The organism is Actinomadura rifamycini DSM 43936, assembly GCF_000425065.1.
GTDB classification, from domain to species: domain Bacteria; phylum Actinomycetota; class Actinomycetes; order Streptosporangiales; family Streptosporangiaceae; genus Spirillospora; species Spirillospora rifamycini.
Genome location: NZ_AULB01000020.1, coordinates 99,355 through 113,241, shown reverse-complemented (window position 1 = coordinate 113,241; position 13,887 = coordinate 99,355). Strand labels below are relative to the sequence as shown.

Here is a 13,887-nt window from a genome sequence, read left to right as displayed (position 1 = left end):
CGCCGTGCGCGCCCCGCACGGCACAACGACGATCGGAGAGGAGACGGACATGGACGTACCCGTGGCGCAGCGCGACCGCGCCGGGCTGGAGTTCCTGGGTTCCCTGCAGCACCACACCGGAGGGGTCCTCCAGCCGGCGGCGGGGCGCCGCTACGCCGAGCTGGTCGACGACCCGCCGGCCGACCTGCCCGGACGCCGCCGCTCGGTGGCCGAGACGCTGGGCGACCACGGCCCCTGGCTGCTCGACCGGCTGCTGACCCGCTACGTGGCCGAGGAGATCTACGTGCGGGCGATCCCGGCGGCCGAACACTCCCGGGCCGGCATCGAGGAATGGCTGGACGTCCCCGCCGACGCCCCCGGGTCGCTGACCCTGGACCCGTCGCTCGTCCCGCCCGCCTACTACCGCGAGGGCTTCCACCTGACGACGGGCGGCTGGGACGGCCACGACCTCATGGGCGTGGTCATCCACGACCTCGGCTACCGGTACGTCCTGATGCCGGGCGGCGTCGGCGCCGTCCGGGCGGGCGAGAACCTGATGGACCAGCGCACGCAGGTCGCCCTGGAGGCCCCCCGCCGCGACTACCGCCGCGTTCTCGAGGCGGGCTGCGGCAACGGGCGGTTCGCGTCCGTCCTGTCCAGGGAGTTCCCGGACGCGCGGTACACCGGCGTCGAGTTGTCGAGGACGCAGCTGGAGTACGCGCGGGCGCGCTGCGTGCACGAGGGGAACGCCTGGGAGCTGATCCAGGCGGCGGCCGAGGACACCGGCCTGCCGGACGCCTCGGTCGACCTCGTCGCGATCTTCACGCTCTTCCACGAGACGCCGCCGAAGGCCACCGAGGCGATCCTCGCGGAGATGTTCCGGGTGCTGGAGCCCGGCGGGGACCTCGTCATCGGCGACATCGCGCCGGTCGAGCGCAACGACGCCTTCCGCTCCGTCGTCCTGGACTGGGAGACCGAGCACCGGGGCGAACCCTTCATGCGGTCCTACCTGCAACTCGATCTGCCGGCCCTGGTCAAGCAGGCCGGCTTCGGCGACGTCGAGGCGTACGGCCTCGGCGCGGGCGACTATCCCTGGGTCGTGCGGGCCCGGAAGGAGCGGTGATGAGCGGCGACAACGCGTACCTCGGGTCCGAGCGGCTCGACGAGATCACCCGGATGCTCACCGAACTGGCGTCGGAGGTGTGGATCCTGCGCGACCGCACCCTCGTGCTGGAGCACCTGCTCCGCGAGCGCGGCTGCCTCGACGAGGAGGCGGTGGACGCGCTGCGGCCGTCCGGCGACCTGCTCGAACGGCTGGGGCGCGAGCGCGGCGACTTCGTCGGGCGCGTGTTCGGCGCCGTCCTCGACCCCGACGCGCGGGTGGCCGCGGCCACCGCCCGCACCGGTCCCGCCGCCTGACCCGAACCGCCCCGACCGACCTTCCCGACCGGCGTCCCCCGACCGCCTCCGCACCGCTCCCGGCGGCTCCCGGGCGAAGCCGCACGGCCGCCGAGCCGGCCGCCGGACACCGCCCGGGGGCCGCCCCCCGCATCACCACCCACCCTCACGCCCGCCGCGCCGTCACGCGGAGGGCGAACGAACGACCCAAAGGAGCAGGCCAGTGGGCCAGAGTTCTGTGTTCAAGAACGGACCCGCGCTCGACCGCCGGAGCTTTCTGCGAGCGGGCATCGCCCTGGGCGGTGCGGTGGCGGGCGCCAGTCTGCTCGGCGCCTGCGGCGGCCCCGGCTCCGCCTCGGGGAGCGGACGCAAGGGCCTGACGATCGGCACGGTCGTCGTCGACGACACGCTGAACCCGATGCAGGAGCAGTACACGACGTTCCAGTTCAACGCGTTCGACGCGCTGGTCCGGCAACTGCGCGGCGACACCGAGGCGACGCCGCGGCTCGCCAGCGAGTGGAGCCGCAGCAGCGACACCGTGTGGCGGTTCAGGCTCCGCTCGGGAGCCGTGTTCCACAACGGCGCGCCGGTGACCGCCGACGACGTGGTGTTCAGCCTCACCGAGGTCCTCCGCGAGCAGTACCCGCTCGCCACCGTGATCTCCACGATCAAGGACGTCCGCAAGGTGGACGCGACCACGGTGGAGATCGAGACCAAGAAGCCCGACCCGCTGCTCCTGAACCGCGTCGGCCAGATCTTCATCGTCCCGCAGAAGGAGTGGACCCAGAAGGGCCCGGACGGGTTCGCCAAGGCGCCCATCGGCTCCGGACCGTTCCGGATCACCAACTTCGCCGTCGACAGCGGCATCGAGTTCACCGCGTTCGACGGCTTCTGGGGCGACCGGCCGAAGTCGTCCCAAGTCACCCTGCGCTACTTCAGCGACCCCGGCGCGATGGCGTCGGCGCTGCAGGCCGGGCAGATCGACGCCGCGCAGAACCTCGGCGCCGAATCGATCAAAACGCTCGCGAACCGGGACGACCTGACGGTCAGCACCGACTTCAGCGGCAACCAGAACATGTTCCAGCTCAACACCACCAAGGCTCCCTTCGACGACATCCGCGTCCGGCAGGCGGCGATCAAGGCGGTCGACGCGCAGGCGCTGATCGACACGATCACCTACGGCTCGGGGATCCTCGAGGACGGGCAGCTGCCGGTGAAGGGGGTGTTCGGCCACTCCCCCGACGTCACCCGCCCGGCGTACGACCTCGCCGAGGCCAAGAGCCTGCTGAAGTCCGCCGGCGCGGAGGGCGCCGAGGTCGAGATCTTCGGCATGTCCCTCTACAAGAAGCTGTACGAGGCGATCGGCGCCCAGCTCGAGCAGGCCGGGTTCCGCCCCAAGATCAACGCTGTCGAGGTGCCGATCTGGGTGAAGACGTTCCGCAGCGGCTCCGACGCCGACATCTTCTACCGGGGCGCGTCCTACACCGGCATCTTCGACGCGGACCGCCCCTACGCGCACGTCTCGTCGTCCAAGAAGCCGTTCGTGGAGGACTCCACCTGGCACGAGCTGATGGACGCGCAGAGCACCGAGCTCGATCAGGCGAAGCGCGAGCAGAAGCTGATCGCGTGCGGACAGCACCTGCTGGAACGGTCCTACGTGCTCTACACCTACGGGGCGCCGACGGTCGGCGGGCACCGCGCAGGCGTCTCCGGTTTCGACAACAGCAACGGCCTGATGCTGCTGCTCGACGGCGTCACCAAGCAGGGAGGCTGAGGTGCCGACCGCAGAACACGTGCCCGACGGCATGAACCCGTCGGTCGTCCTGGCCCAGCGCGGCCGGGCGGAACTGGAGTTCCTCGCGGCGGCCCGCGCGTCGCTGGCGCCGCTGCGCGCCCGCGTCCGCGACCGGATCGAGGCGTCGCCCGAAGCCGCCCGCTGGGAGCAGGACGGCGGGGCCGACATCACCCGGCTGCGCGCGGCGGTGGCGGCGGAACTGGACGGCATGCCCGAGCAGGCCGTCATCGGCGCCGCGCTCCGCTGGAGCAGGCGGATGCTCACCCCGCGCGCGGAGGACGCGTTCGACGCGCGCCGCGACGTCCTCGAAGACCTCGCCGCCGCGCCCGACCCGGGCGCGATCGCCGACCGCGGCGACGCGGCCGTCCCGCGCTACTGGAAGTACGAGTTCCACGGGACCCGCGGCGGCTGGGACGGCCACGAGCACATGGGCTTCGTCCACCACGAACTCGTCTACCGCCACCTGCTCGTACCCGTGTACGGAGACATCTTCGCGCAGCGCGCCGCGGTCGCCGACGCGGCGCCGCGGGACCGCTACCGGGCGATCTGCGACCTGGGGTGCGGGACGGGCCAGTACACGCTCAAGCTCGCCGAGCGGTACCCGGACGCGCGGATCACCGGCGTGGACCTGTCGGCCGCCTCCCTCCGCTACGCGCAGCGGCGGGCCGCCGACCGCGGCCTGAGCTGGCACCTGCTGCGCGCTCCGGCCGAGGACACCGGCCTCCCCGCGGACGGCCACGACCTGGTGACGTCCTTCATCCTGCTGCACGAGATGCCGCCGCACGCCGTCGCCGCGGTGTTCGCGGAGGCGTACCGCCTGCTGCGGCCCGGCGGCGACCTGGTGTTCTCCGACGTCGCCCCCTACCGCCGCCGCGGCGCCTACCAGGCATGGCTGGACGACTGGGACGCCGAGCACGGGCACGAGCCGTGGTGGCGCCCGGCCGCGCAGGCCGACCTGGTGTCCGTCGCCGAGGCGGCCGGGTTCGGCGACGTCCGGCAGGCGGCCCTCGGCCCCGGCTCCTACCCGTGGGTGACCACCGCCCGCAAACCCGGCACGGAGGACGGCTCATGATCGGCAGGCTGCGGTCCCGCGACGCGGTCCCGGCGGCCGCCGGGACCGCCGCGACCCCGGCCCTCGGCATGCGGGACGTCTCGGTGTCGCTCCCGGGCGCCCGCGGCGACCTGCGCATCCTGCGCGGCGTGACGTTCACGGTCGGGCGCGGCGAGATCGTCGCCGTCGCGGGCGAGTCCGGCTCGGGCAAGTCCACCTCGATCCTGGCGGCGCTGCGGCTGCTGCCGCCCGGGGCACGGGTGACCGGCTCGATCGAGTGCGCCGGCGCGGACGTCCTGGCCATGCCCCGGCGCGAGCTGCGCCGGCTGCGGGCGCGCCGGGCCCGGATCATCTTCCAGGACCCGTGGCGGGCGCTGCACCCCATGAAGCGGATCGGTGCGCAGCTCGTCGAGTCGGCGCGGACCGCGGACCCCGGCCTGTCGGCGGCCGACGCCCGCGAGCTCGCCGAGCGGACCCTCGAACGCGTCGGCATCCCCGAGCCCGCGGCACGGATGCGCAGCCACCCCCACGAGATCTCCGGCGGGCAGGCGCAGCGCATCGTCATCGCGATGGCGCTCGTGGCCCGGCCCGACGTCCTGTTCTGCGACGAGCCGACCACCGCGCTGGACGTCACCACGCAGGCCCAGGTCCTCGAACTGCTGCGCGACCTCAACCGCGAGTTCGGCATCTCCGTCGTGATCGCCACCCACGACCTCGAGGTGATCGCCGACATCGCCGGGCGGATCGTCGTGATGTACGCGGGCCAGGTCGTGGAAGAGGGACCGACCGCGCAGGTCCTCGCCGAGCCCCGCCACCCCTACACCTACTCCCTTCTGCGCGCGGCGCCCGGCCTCGCCGGGGACGGCCGCCTGCAGGCCATCGCGGGACGTCCGCCGGCCCCGTCGGACGAGCCGCCCGGCTGCGCGTTCGCCGACCGCTGCCCCGGCGTCCACGACGCGTGCACGACCGTCCGTCCGGAACCCAGGGAGGTCCGGCCGGGACGCATGGTGGCGTGCATCCGCGCGGAGGGCTACGAATCCGACCCGGCAGGAGGCCGCCCGTGACCGACGAAACCGTGGCCCGGGTCACCGGGCTGGTGAAGGACTACCGCGTGCCGGGCGGCCGGACCCTCCGCGCCGTGGACGGCGTGTCCCTGTCGGTGGGGCGCGGCGAGACGCTCGGCCTCGTCGGCGAGTCCGGCAGCGGCAAGTCCACGTTCGCGCGGATGCTGATCCGCCTGGAACGTCCCACCGCCGGGACGGTCGAGTTCGAAGGCGCCGACGTCACCCGGGCGCGCGGCGCCGAGCTGCGCCGCCGGGTCCGGCGCCGGATGGCGATGGTGTTCCAGAGCTCGTCGACCTCGCTCAACCCCTACCAGCGGATCGGCGACGTCCTCGCCGAACCGCTGCGCTCGCACAAGGTCGGTGACAAGGCGTCCCGCCGGGCGGCCGCGACCGCGATGATGGAACGGGTCGGGCTCGACCCGGCGTTCGCCGGCCGGTACCCGCACGAGCTGTCCGGCGGGCAGCGCCAGCGGGTCGGCATCGCGCGCGCGCTGATGCTCGACCCGTCCCTCATCGTCGCGGACGAGCCGACCGCCTCCCTCGACGTCTCCGTCCAGGCGCAGGTGGTGAACCTGCTCCAGGACCTGCAGCGCGACCTCGGGCTGTCGTACCTGTTCATCACGCACGACCTCGGCCTCGTCCGGCACTTCAGCCACCGCGTCGCCGTCATGTACCTGGGGCGGCTCATGGAGGTCGGCGACACCGCGCGGGTGTTCGCCGACCCCGCCCACCCGTACACGGCGTCCCTGGTCTCGATGCGCCGCGACGCCGAGCACCGGATCGTCCCGGCGGGCGACATCCCGTCGCCGGTCGACCGCCCGTCCGGCTGCGTGTTCCGCACCCGGTGCCCGATCGCGCGGGAGCGCTGCGCCGCCGAGGCGCCACCGCCGGCGGAGATCGCGCCGGGCCGCACGGCGGCCTGCCACTTCCCCGGAGAACTCGGCGTCGGCGGCGCCGACGTCCATGTCCACGCGCCGGCGGCGCCACCGCTGGTGGCCCCGGCCCTCGCACAGAAAGACGGGTGACCCATGCCCGGATTCGCCGCCGACCGTCCGGTCTACCTGGACGGCTCCGTCCCCCTCGACGGGGTGTTCAACGCGCTGATGGAGGTCGCCTCCGAGGTGTGGGTGCTGCGCGACCGCTTCGCCGTCCTGGAGGAGCTCCTGGACGAGCGCGGCGCCGTCACCCGCGAGGACATCGAGCTGCACCGGCCGAGCCCGGAACTGCGCGAGCGCCTCGCCGCGGAGCGGGCCCGCTTCCTGGAACGGCTCATGGAGTCGGTGGCCGCCCGGTGATCGGTTACATCGTCCGTCGGCTGCTCCTGGTGATCATGGTCGCCTGCGGGGTGTCGACGTTCCTGTTCGCCCTGTCCAGACTCGCGGGCGACCCGGCCGCGCTGCTGTCGCCGCCCGAGGCGTCCGACGAGGTGGTCGCCGCGACCCGCGAACGCCTCGGACTGGACGCGCCGGCGATCGTCCAGTACTTCGACGCGCTGCGCGGAGCGTTCACCCTCGACTTCGGGGACTCGTTCGCGTTCGGGCAGCCCGCCGCGCAGATGGTGTTCGAGCGCATCGGCCCGAGCCTGTGGATCGTGGTGCCCTCGATCGTGCTCGCCGTCCTGCTGTCGTTCGGCATCGGCGTGCTGGCGGCGCTGCGCCCGAGCCGGCCCAGCGGACGGCTGGTCATGGCGGTCACGTTCGTCACGGGCAGCGTCCCGTACTTCTGGCTCGCCCTGCTGCTCGTCCTGCTGTTCGCCGTCGAACTCGGCTGGCTGCCGGCGACCGGCAGCACCGGCTACGCGAGCCTCGTCGTCCCGGTGACCGTCCTGACCATCACGGCGATGTCGACCAGCGCCCGGATGGCGCGCGGCCAGCTGCTCGACTCGTTCGGCGAGGGCTACGTGCTGACGGCGCGCTCCAAGGGCGTCGCCCCCTGGCGGATCCTGCTCGGGCACGCGCTCCCCGGGGCGCTGCCGCCCATGCTGGCGTGGCTCGGCATCGAGTTCTCGTTCCTGTTCAGCGCGCTGCTCGTCCTGGAGCCGATCCTCGGCTACGAGGGGCTCGGCGCGCTGCTGATCCGCGGCGTGACCAATCAGGACTTCCCGCTGGTCCAGGCCAGCGTGTTCTGCATGGCGATGCTGATCACCCTGGTCAACATCGGCGTGGACGTGATCGTCCGGCTGGTGGACCCCCGGCTGCGCGCGAAGGCGGCGACATGAGCGTGAACACGACCCTACGGAAGCAGACCGGCGCGCGGCCCTCGGAGACCGTGAGCGGCGGCTCCCGCGCGGCCGAGACCGCCCGCCGCGTCTGGGGGGACGCCACCGGACGCTTCGCGATCGTCCTGCTCGGGCTGCTCGTCCTCGTGGCGCTGCTCGCACCGCTGCTGGCCCCCGCCGACCCGACCGCGCAGCATCTGCAGGAGGCGAGCCGCGCCCCCTCCTGGTCGCACCCGTTCGGCACGGACCCGCTGGGCCGGGACGTCCTCAGCAGGCTGATGTACGGACTGCGGCTCAGCCTGCTCATCGGCGTCGTCACCGCCACGGCCTCCGCCCTTTTCGGGTTGCTGCTCGGTCTCATCGCCGGCTACTACGAGAACACGGTCGGCATGGTCCTGATGCGGCTCGCCGACATCCAGTTCGCCATCCCGTTCGTCGCGGTCGGCGTCGCTCTGGCCGCGGTCGTCGGCCCGGGCATCACCAAGATGATGATCGTCCTCGCGCTCTGGGGCTGGGTGAACTACGCGCGGACGATCGCCGACTCCGTGGCGCGCGTCAAGCGGATGGAGTTCGTCACCGCCGCCAGGACCATCGGCACCCGCACCCCGGCGATCCTGCTGCGGCACATCGCGCCGAGCGTCCTCGGGCCGGTGATCATCCTGTGGTCGACGAGCGCCGGCGTCCTGATCCTGGTGGAGAGCGCGCTCAGCCTGCTGTCCCTCGGCGTGCAGCCGCCGCAGTTCTCGCTCGGCAGCATGCTGGCCGACTCCCGCAACACCCTCCAGCTCGCCTGGTGGGCGACGGTGGCCCCGGGCCTGGCGATCATGGCGATCGTGGTCGCGTTCAACCTGCTCGGCGACGCGCTCCGGGACGCCTTCAACCCCTCGGTCCGCACCAAGCACGACCCCGAACTCTGGTAGAGCCGCGCGAAGCGCATGCGCCGACCGCGATGCGCCCCCGTACGCTATCCGCGCCCCGACGGCCGGCCCCGCCGGGGCGCGGACGGCTTCGCCGAGCCCGCGGCCGCACACGGCGGTGGACCAGTGCGTCGCAGCCGTCCCCCGAGCGGCTGATTCGTGGCAGAGTGGCGGGATGCCTGGCGCGCGGTACGGGATGGATTCGCCCTACGGGTTCGGCTTCATGGGCCTGGTCGTGCTGGGGTTCTGGGCGACCGGGCTGGTGATGGCGGTCACCGCCGATCTGGCCGCCGCACTGCCCGCGCTGGTCTCCGGCACCCTGCTGGCGGGATGCCTGGCCCTGAGCCTGCACGCCACGCTGCGCGGCAAGTTCCTGGTCTGGCGGGACGTGCTGGACGAGCTGGACCTGCGCGGCGACGAACGGCTGCTCGACCTCGGCTGCGGGCGCGGCGCCGTCCTGCTGGCCGCCGCCCGCCGCCTCCCGCGGGGCCGGGCGGTCGGCCTGGACCTGTGGCGCGGACGGGACCAGTCCGGCAACACCCCGGCGGCGACGCTGCGCAACGCCCGCGCCGAAGGCGTCGCCGACCGCGTCCGCGTGCAAGGGGGCGACCTGCGCAGACTCCCGTACGCGGAGGCGAGCTTCGATCTGGTCGTGTCCAGCCTGACGGTGCACACCATCTTCGGCGCGGACGCCCGCGCCCAAGCGATCGCCGAGGCGTACCGGGTGCTGCGGCCGGGCGGCCGCCTCCTGATCGCCGACCTGGCGCGGACCCCCCGCGAGTACGCCGCGGTGCTGGCCCGGCTGAACGCCCAGGACATCCGCGTGCGCGGCCTCGGCTGGCGCGCGTGGTGGGGCAGCCCGTGGGTCCCGACCCGCCTGCTCACCGCCCGCAAACCAGCCACCCCCTGAACACATCCACCGGCACGATCCAGACGCAGTCAAAGCAGGAGACAGGGCGACCGCGCGAGCGTCGGGTGGGAGCCCCGGACACCCCCATCGTGTCTCTGGGCTTATTGGCTACTTCAGAGAATCGTTCACGGACGGCTCTACCTCACGAGGGGTTCCACTCCGAGGAGAGTCGCGGTTCTGGTGTAGACGGTGCGGGCGAGATCGTCGTCCATTGCCCGGCGCGAAGGTGTGTCCGGCCGGGACTTACTGAAGAAGCCGCCACTGGGCTGCGGGGCGGACGCGGCGGTGGCGAGCCAGACCGGGGTCTGCACGCCTTCGTCCGGGCCGATGGCGAACGGACGGAACAACGGGGCGGTCAGCCGCATCAGGCCACCGGCGTTGCTGTTGATCGCGGTGCCCTTCACCATGCCGGGGTTGGCGTTGTAGACGCTTATACCGCCGGGCAAGCGGTTCGCGAGCTCTCGCGCCGCCAGGAGGCCGACGAGCTTGCTCGTCGCATAGACGTTGATCTGGTTGTAGAAACGTTCACGCCACGAGGTCCCCGCGACGTCCGGGTCGGCGACGTCGAGCCTGCCGCGCTTCTCCACGAACGTGGACATGTTGATGATCCGCGCCCCGGACGTGAGCGCCCCTTCGGCCAGGAGGGCGTGCGTGAGCAGGAACGGGGCGTGGTGGTTGAGCGCGTATGTGCGTTCGACACCGTCCACCGTCTGCTCGTACCGGGGGAAGGCCGCCCCCGCGTTGTTGATGAGGACGTCCACCGGGACGGTATCGGCGGCCAGTTTCGCTGCCAGTGCCCGTACCTGCGCCCTCTGCTCCAGGTCGGCGATGTACGTCCGCGGCGGAACCGCGTCACCGCTCGCGGAGGCCAGGGTGCGCAGGCCGTCGGCGGCGGCCCGGGTGCGCGCCTCGTCCCGGCCGACGAGGACGACGTTCTGACCGGCCTTGATCAAGTGGCGTGCCATCACCAGGCCCAGGCCGGAGGCTCCGCCCGTGATGACTGCGGTCTTGACGCTCACTGCTGCTCCTTTTCCATGGTGTCCTTGCCGCCGGCGGCCTCGCCCGCCGAGCCGGTGCCGTCGATCGCCTCGCGGAGAAGCGAGTGCAGGCGCAGCCTGCTCTCGCGGTCGAGGCGGGCGAAGGGCGAGTGCTCGGTGGTGTGCCGGACGACGCGATCGCGCAGCGCGCATCCCTCGGGGGTGAGCTGGACGACCTTCGCGCGGCGGTCGGTGGGGTGGGGCACGCGGCGGACCAGTCCGCGCTTCTCCAGCCGGTCGATCATCGCCGTGGCGGTCGAGGCGTCGCATTGCAGGAGGTCCGCCAGCCGCCGCGCCGTCATCTCCCGCCCGCGGCTCAGCCTCCACAGCGCACCGGTCTGGGTGTCGGTCAGCCCCGCTTCCCGGGCGAGCTCCCTGAGGTCGGAATGCACCTGGGTGCGGATCGCGAACAGGTAGTCGTGCAGCTCTTCGTTCAGGCGCCGGTCGTCCATGACCGGCAAGATACATGGAAAATCCATTAATTGGAAAACCCACATACCTGCCGGTCCGCCGTGAGCCTCGGAGCCTGCGCGCGGGGGTCCCGCAACGAGCGCGGGAGGGTCCTGGGCGGTCCGCGCGGCCGAGCCGATGATGGCGGGTGTCCGGGCGGTCGACGATGACCCGGCAGGAGTCAGGACGGCCCGGAGACAGGAGCCAGGTCCCGATGGATGCCATGGACGCGCTGCAGTCGGCGCAAAGCCTCGCCGAACTCTTCCAGCACACCGCGAAAGCACACCGCGACCGGACGGCGCTGCGCAGTTCGGACGGCGCAGCGGAACTGACCTGGGGCCGGTACGCCGAGCGTGTGCGACGCATCGCCGGGGGCCTGGCGTCGCTCGGCGTCCGCCGCGGGGACACCGTGGCGCTCATGCTCACCAACAGGCCCGAGTACCACCTCGTGGACACGGCGGCGCTGCACCTCGGCGCCACGCCCTTCTCGGTCTACAACACGAGTCCGCCGACGCAGATCGCCCACCTGTTCGCCAATGCCGGCAACCGGGTCGTGGTCACCGAACAGCGGTGGGTGGACACGGTCCGGGCGGCCGGGGGGACGGTGGAACACGTCGTCTGCGTGGACGGCGCGGCCGAGAACACCGTGCCGCTGAGCGGCCTCGAGACCGGACGGCCGCAGGGGTTCGACTTCGAGGCCGCCTGGCGGTCCGTACGTCCCGACGACCTGGCCACACTCATCTACACGTCGGGCACGACAGGACCACCGAAAGGCGTCGAGGTGGAGCACCGCGCCATCCTCGCGTGCCTGCGCAGCGGACTCCTCCTCCCCCATCTGGGGCCGGCCGCGCAGGCCGGGCGCCTGATCTCCTACCTCCCCGACGCGCACGTGGCCAACCGGTACTTCAGCCACTACCTGGCGATGGCCGGCGGCTCCTCGATCACCACCGTGGCGGACCCGAAGACCGTCGCCCAGGTGCTGCCGGCGGTGCGGCCGACGATCTTCATGGGCGTGCCGGCCCTCTGGTACAAGCTGCAGGCGGCGCTCACCCAGGCGATCACCGCCCGGACCGGCGCCCGCGGACGTCTCGCCCGCTGGGCGGTCGGGACCGGCCGGAAGGCCGCGGAACTGCGGATGTCGGGCCACCCGCTGCCGTTCCACCTGGCGATCCGGCTGGCCGCCGCCGACGGGCTGGTGCTGGACCGGCTCCGGGCGAGGATCGGCCTGGACGGGGCCGGGGCGGTCATCACCGGTTCCGCCCCGATCGCCGCCGATGTCGTCCGTTTCTTCCAGTCACTGGGCGTCGAACTCTGCGAGGGATGGGCGATGTCGGAGTCGGCCGCCGCCGGGACGATCAACAGTCCGGGCGAGATCCGGCCCGGGACGGTCGGCCGGCCGATGAGCGGCGTCGAGGTGCGGGTCGCCGATGACGGTGAACTACTGCTCCGCGCCCCGACCCTCATGCGCGGCTACCGCGGGGACCCGGCGGGAACCGCCCGGGCGATCGACGTCGAGGGGTGGCTTCATACCGGAGACGTGGGCACCGTCGATGCCGACGGGTACGTGACCATCGTCGACCGCAAGAAGGACTTGATCATCAACTCCTCGGGCAAGAACATGTCACCGGCCAATATCGAGAGCGCCGTGCTGGCTTGTTGCCCACTGGTCGCCTCCGTGCTCGCCGTGGGCGACCGCCGTCCCTACGTGGTGGCGCTGATCACCCTCGACCCGGTGGCCGCGGCGGCCCTCGTCGGCGGACCCTCCACCGGCCAGGACGTCTCCGTGCTCGCGGAGCGGCCCGAAGTCCAGGCGGCGGTCGAGGCCGGAGTGGCACGCGCGAACGCGACGCTGTCGCGGGTCGAGCAGATCAAGCACTTCCGAATCCTGCCGGTGCTTTGGCTCCCGGGCGGCGCGGAGCTGACCCCGACCGGCAAGCTGCGGCGGGCGGCGATCGTCGAGCGGTACGCCGAGGAGATCGAGGCCCTCTACCGGCGGCAGCGGCAGCCGGACCCGTCCGGCTGACGGCGCCCGCTCACTCGCGGGCGGCGGCGGGCGCGGCCCCGTCCGCGCCGCGGTAGGCACCGGGCGGCCGCCCGGTCCACCGGCGGAAGGCGCGGCGGAAGGCGCTGGCCTCGGAGAAGCCCAGCCGCCTCGCCAACTCCTCGACCGACTCCTCGCCGCGGGCCAGGCTGGCGACGGCGGCCTCGCGCAGCAGATCTTCTTTGAGCTGGCGGATCGAGGTGTGTTCGGCTCGCAGCAGTCTGCGCAGATGCTGCGTGCTCACGCTGAGCTGTGCGGCGATGTCGTCGGGCGTCGGCCAGTGCCCTCGCAGTCCGCGCTCGAGGATCTTGCGCACCCGGTCGGCGACCGTCGTCCCGTAGTCACGCGTGGCGAACCACACGTTCGGCTGGTCTGCCAGGTAGTCGGCGAGTTGCTGCTCGTCCCGCACCAGGGGCGCGGTCAGGAGCCGACGGTCGAAGGCCAAGGCCAGCCGGTCGGCGCCGAACACCGGGTGCCGGCCGAAGACGATCTCGTAGTCCGCGGCATACGGAGTTTCCGGCCACGGCAGGCGCAGTTCGCGCAGACCGATCCGCGGTCCGATGAGCCAACCCAGCACACGGTGGATCAGCGTGGCCAGGATGTCGCCGCCCAGATGGTCGGGATCGTCCAGCCGGCTGACATCGATCTCCACTTCGACGAGCGTCTCACGCACCGTCACGCGGAGCCGCGGCATGCCGGTCATGGCCTCGCTGGCCTCGGCGAGGCGCTGGAGCGCCGCCCGCAGGTCGGGAACGTGGATCACCGAACGCATCATGAGCTGGAACGAGCCGAGCGGGACGGCCGGTCCCAGCCCGAAGAGCTCGTCTCCGGTCAGGATCCACAGTTCCTGCGTCAGTTCGGCCGCTTGGGAGAGCGTCACACCGGCGCCCGTGGTCGGGCTCGCGACGTCGGCGGCGATACCTGCGCGCCGTAGCAGGGAGGCCGAGTCCAATCCCTGCCGCTCGCCGATGCGCGCCAGCCGCCGGGTAACGTCTCCCGGCAGCGTTGAACTGGTCACAAGCGCACC

Annotated in this window: 14 protein-coding genes; 11 read left to right on the top strand and 3 right to left on the bottom strand. The window is 72.6% G+C overall.

The features are described from left to right. Positions 1-49 precede the first annotated feature (49 nt). The 10 genes from H505_RS47860 (at position 50) to H505_RS0120095 (ending at position 9,332) form a co-directional block, all read left to right on the top strand. Positions 50-1,102 carry a class I SAM-dependent methyltransferase gene (locus H505_RS47860; protein ID WP_051300929.1) on the top strand — a complete coding sequence of 351 codons (1,053 nt, stop codon included), beginning with the start codon at positions 50-52 and terminating at the stop codon, positions 1,100-1,102. Then, on the top strand, positions 1,102-1,398 hold the full coding sequence (locus H505_RS0120135; protein WP_026403421.1) for a hypothetical protein: 297 nt from the start codon (positions 1,102-1,104) through the stop codon (positions 1,396-1,398). The genes H505_RS47860 and H505_RS0120135 overlap by 1 nt, the downstream gene beginning before the upstream one ends. Before the next feature lie 202 nt (positions 1,399-1,600). Beyond that, positions 1,601-3,151 carry an ABC transporter substrate-binding protein gene (locus H505_RS0120130; RefSeq protein WP_157433064.1) on the top strand — a complete coding sequence of 517 codons (1,551 nt, stop codon included), beginning with the start codon at positions 1,601-1,603 and terminating at the stop codon, positions 3,149-3,151. A gap of 1 nt (position 3,152) precedes the next feature. Then, positions 3,153-4,244, top strand: coding sequence for a class I SAM-dependent methyltransferase (locus H505_RS47855; protein ID WP_051300928.1), 1,092 nt, complete (start codon positions 3,153-3,155; stop codon positions 4,242-4,244). After that, positions 4,241-5,287, top strand: coding sequence for an ABC transporter ATP-binding protein (locus H505_RS43175; protein ID WP_051300927.1), 1,047 nt, complete (start codon positions 4,241-4,243; stop codon positions 5,285-5,287). The genes H505_RS47855 and H505_RS43175 overlap by 4 nt, the downstream gene beginning before the upstream one ends. After that, entirely contained in the window at positions 5,284-6,312 is a 1,029-nt protein-coding gene (locus H505_RS43170) for an ABC transporter ATP-binding protein (protein WP_064743678.1), read from the top strand. Before H505_RS43175 ends, H505_RS43170 begins: the two co-directional genes overlap by 4 nt. A 3-nt stretch (positions 6,313-6,315) precedes the next feature. Then, complete coding sequence (locus tag H505_RS43165) at positions 6,316-6,582, top strand: hypothetical protein (RefSeq protein ID WP_034518841.1); 267 nt, start codon at positions 6,316-6,318, stop codon at positions 6,580-6,582. Then, entirely contained in the window at positions 6,579-7,505 is a 927-nt protein-coding gene (locus tag H505_RS0120105; RefSeq protein ID WP_026403418.1) for an ABC transporter permease, read from the top strand. Before H505_RS43165 ends, H505_RS0120105 begins: the two co-directional genes overlap by 4 nt. Next, positions 7,502-8,425, top strand: a complete 924-nt coding sequence (locus H505_RS43160; protein ID WP_084550546.1) for an ABC transporter permease — start codon at positions 7,502-7,504, stop codon at positions 8,423-8,425. Before H505_RS0120105 ends, H505_RS43160 begins: the two co-directional genes overlap by 4 nt. Before the next feature lie 172 nt (positions 8,426-8,597). Then, positions 8,598-9,332: a class I SAM-dependent methyltransferase gene (locus tag H505_RS0120095; protein ID WP_064743677.1), complete on the top strand. Its 735-nt coding sequence runs from the start codon at positions 8,598-8,600 to the stop codon at positions 9,330-9,332. 137 nt (positions 9,333-9,469) lie between these two features. Here H505_RS0120095 and H505_RS0120090 read toward each other — a convergent pair whose 3' ends face one another. Then, entirely contained in the window at positions 9,470-10,351 is an 882-nt protein-coding gene (locus tag H505_RS0120090; RefSeq protein ID WP_026403416.1) for an SDR family NAD(P)-dependent oxidoreductase, read from the bottom strand. Then, a complete protein-coding gene (locus H505_RS52455; protein ID WP_034518837.1) occupies positions 10,348-10,821 on the bottom strand; it encodes a MarR family winged helix-turn-helix transcriptional regulator in 474 nt (157 codons plus the stop codon). Before H505_RS52455 ends, H505_RS0120090 begins: the two co-directional genes overlap by 4 nt. A 212-nt stretch (positions 10,822-11,033) precedes the next feature. Here H505_RS52455 and H505_RS0120080 point away from each other — a divergent pair, with 212 nt between their 5' ends. Continuing rightward, positions 11,034-12,842, top strand: a complete 1,809-nt coding sequence (locus H505_RS0120080) for an AMP-dependent synthetase/ligase (protein ID WP_026403415.1) — start codon at positions 11,034-11,036, stop codon at positions 12,840-12,842. 10 nt (positions 12,843-12,852) lie between these two features. Here the strand turns inward: H505_RS0120080 and H505_RS49085 are convergent, their stop codons facing one another. Next, positions 12,853-13,878 (bottom strand): AraC family transcriptional regulator, encoded by a 1,026-nt coding sequence (locus H505_RS49085; RefSeq protein ID WP_026403414.1) that lies wholly within the window; start codon positions 13,876-13,878, stop codon positions 12,853-12,855. Positions 13,879-13,887 lie beyond the last annotated feature (9 nt).

What these genes read in the sequence shown, in the direction of transcription:
- H505_RS43165 (WP_034518841.1), top strand. Translation starts at nt 6,316, where the DNA reads ATGCCCGGATTCGCCGCCGACCGTCCGGTCTACCTGGACGGCTCCGTC.
- H505_RS43175 (WP_051300927.1), top strand. Translation starts at nt 4,241, where the DNA reads ATGATCGGCAGGCTGCGGTCCCGCGACGCGGTCCCGGCGGCCGCCGGG.
- H505_RS0120095 (WP_064743677.1), top strand. Translation starts at nt 8,598, where the DNA reads ATGCCTGGCGCGCGGTACGGGATGGATTCGCCCTACGGGTTCGGCTTC.
- H505_RS47860 (WP_051300929.1), top strand. Translation starts at nt 50, where the DNA reads ATGGACGTACCCGTGGCGCAGCGCGACCGCGCCGGGCTGGAGTTCCTG.
- H505_RS0120135 (WP_026403421.1), top strand. Translation starts at nt 1,102, where the DNA reads ATGAGCGGCGACAACGCGTACCTCGGGTCCGAGCGGCTCGACGAGATC.
- H505_RS43160 (WP_084550546.1), top strand. Translation starts at nt 7,502, where the DNA reads ATGAGCGTGAACACGACCCTACGGAAGCAGACCGGCGCGCGGCCCTCG.
- H505_RS52455 (WP_034518837.1), bottom strand. Translation starts at nt 10,821, where the DNA reads ATGGACGACCGGCGCCTGAACGAAGAGCTGCACGACTACCTGTTCGCG.
- H505_RS0120080 (WP_026403415.1), top strand. Translation starts at nt 11,034, where the DNA reads ATGGATGCCATGGACGCGCTGCAGTCGGCGCAAAGCCTCGCCGAACTC.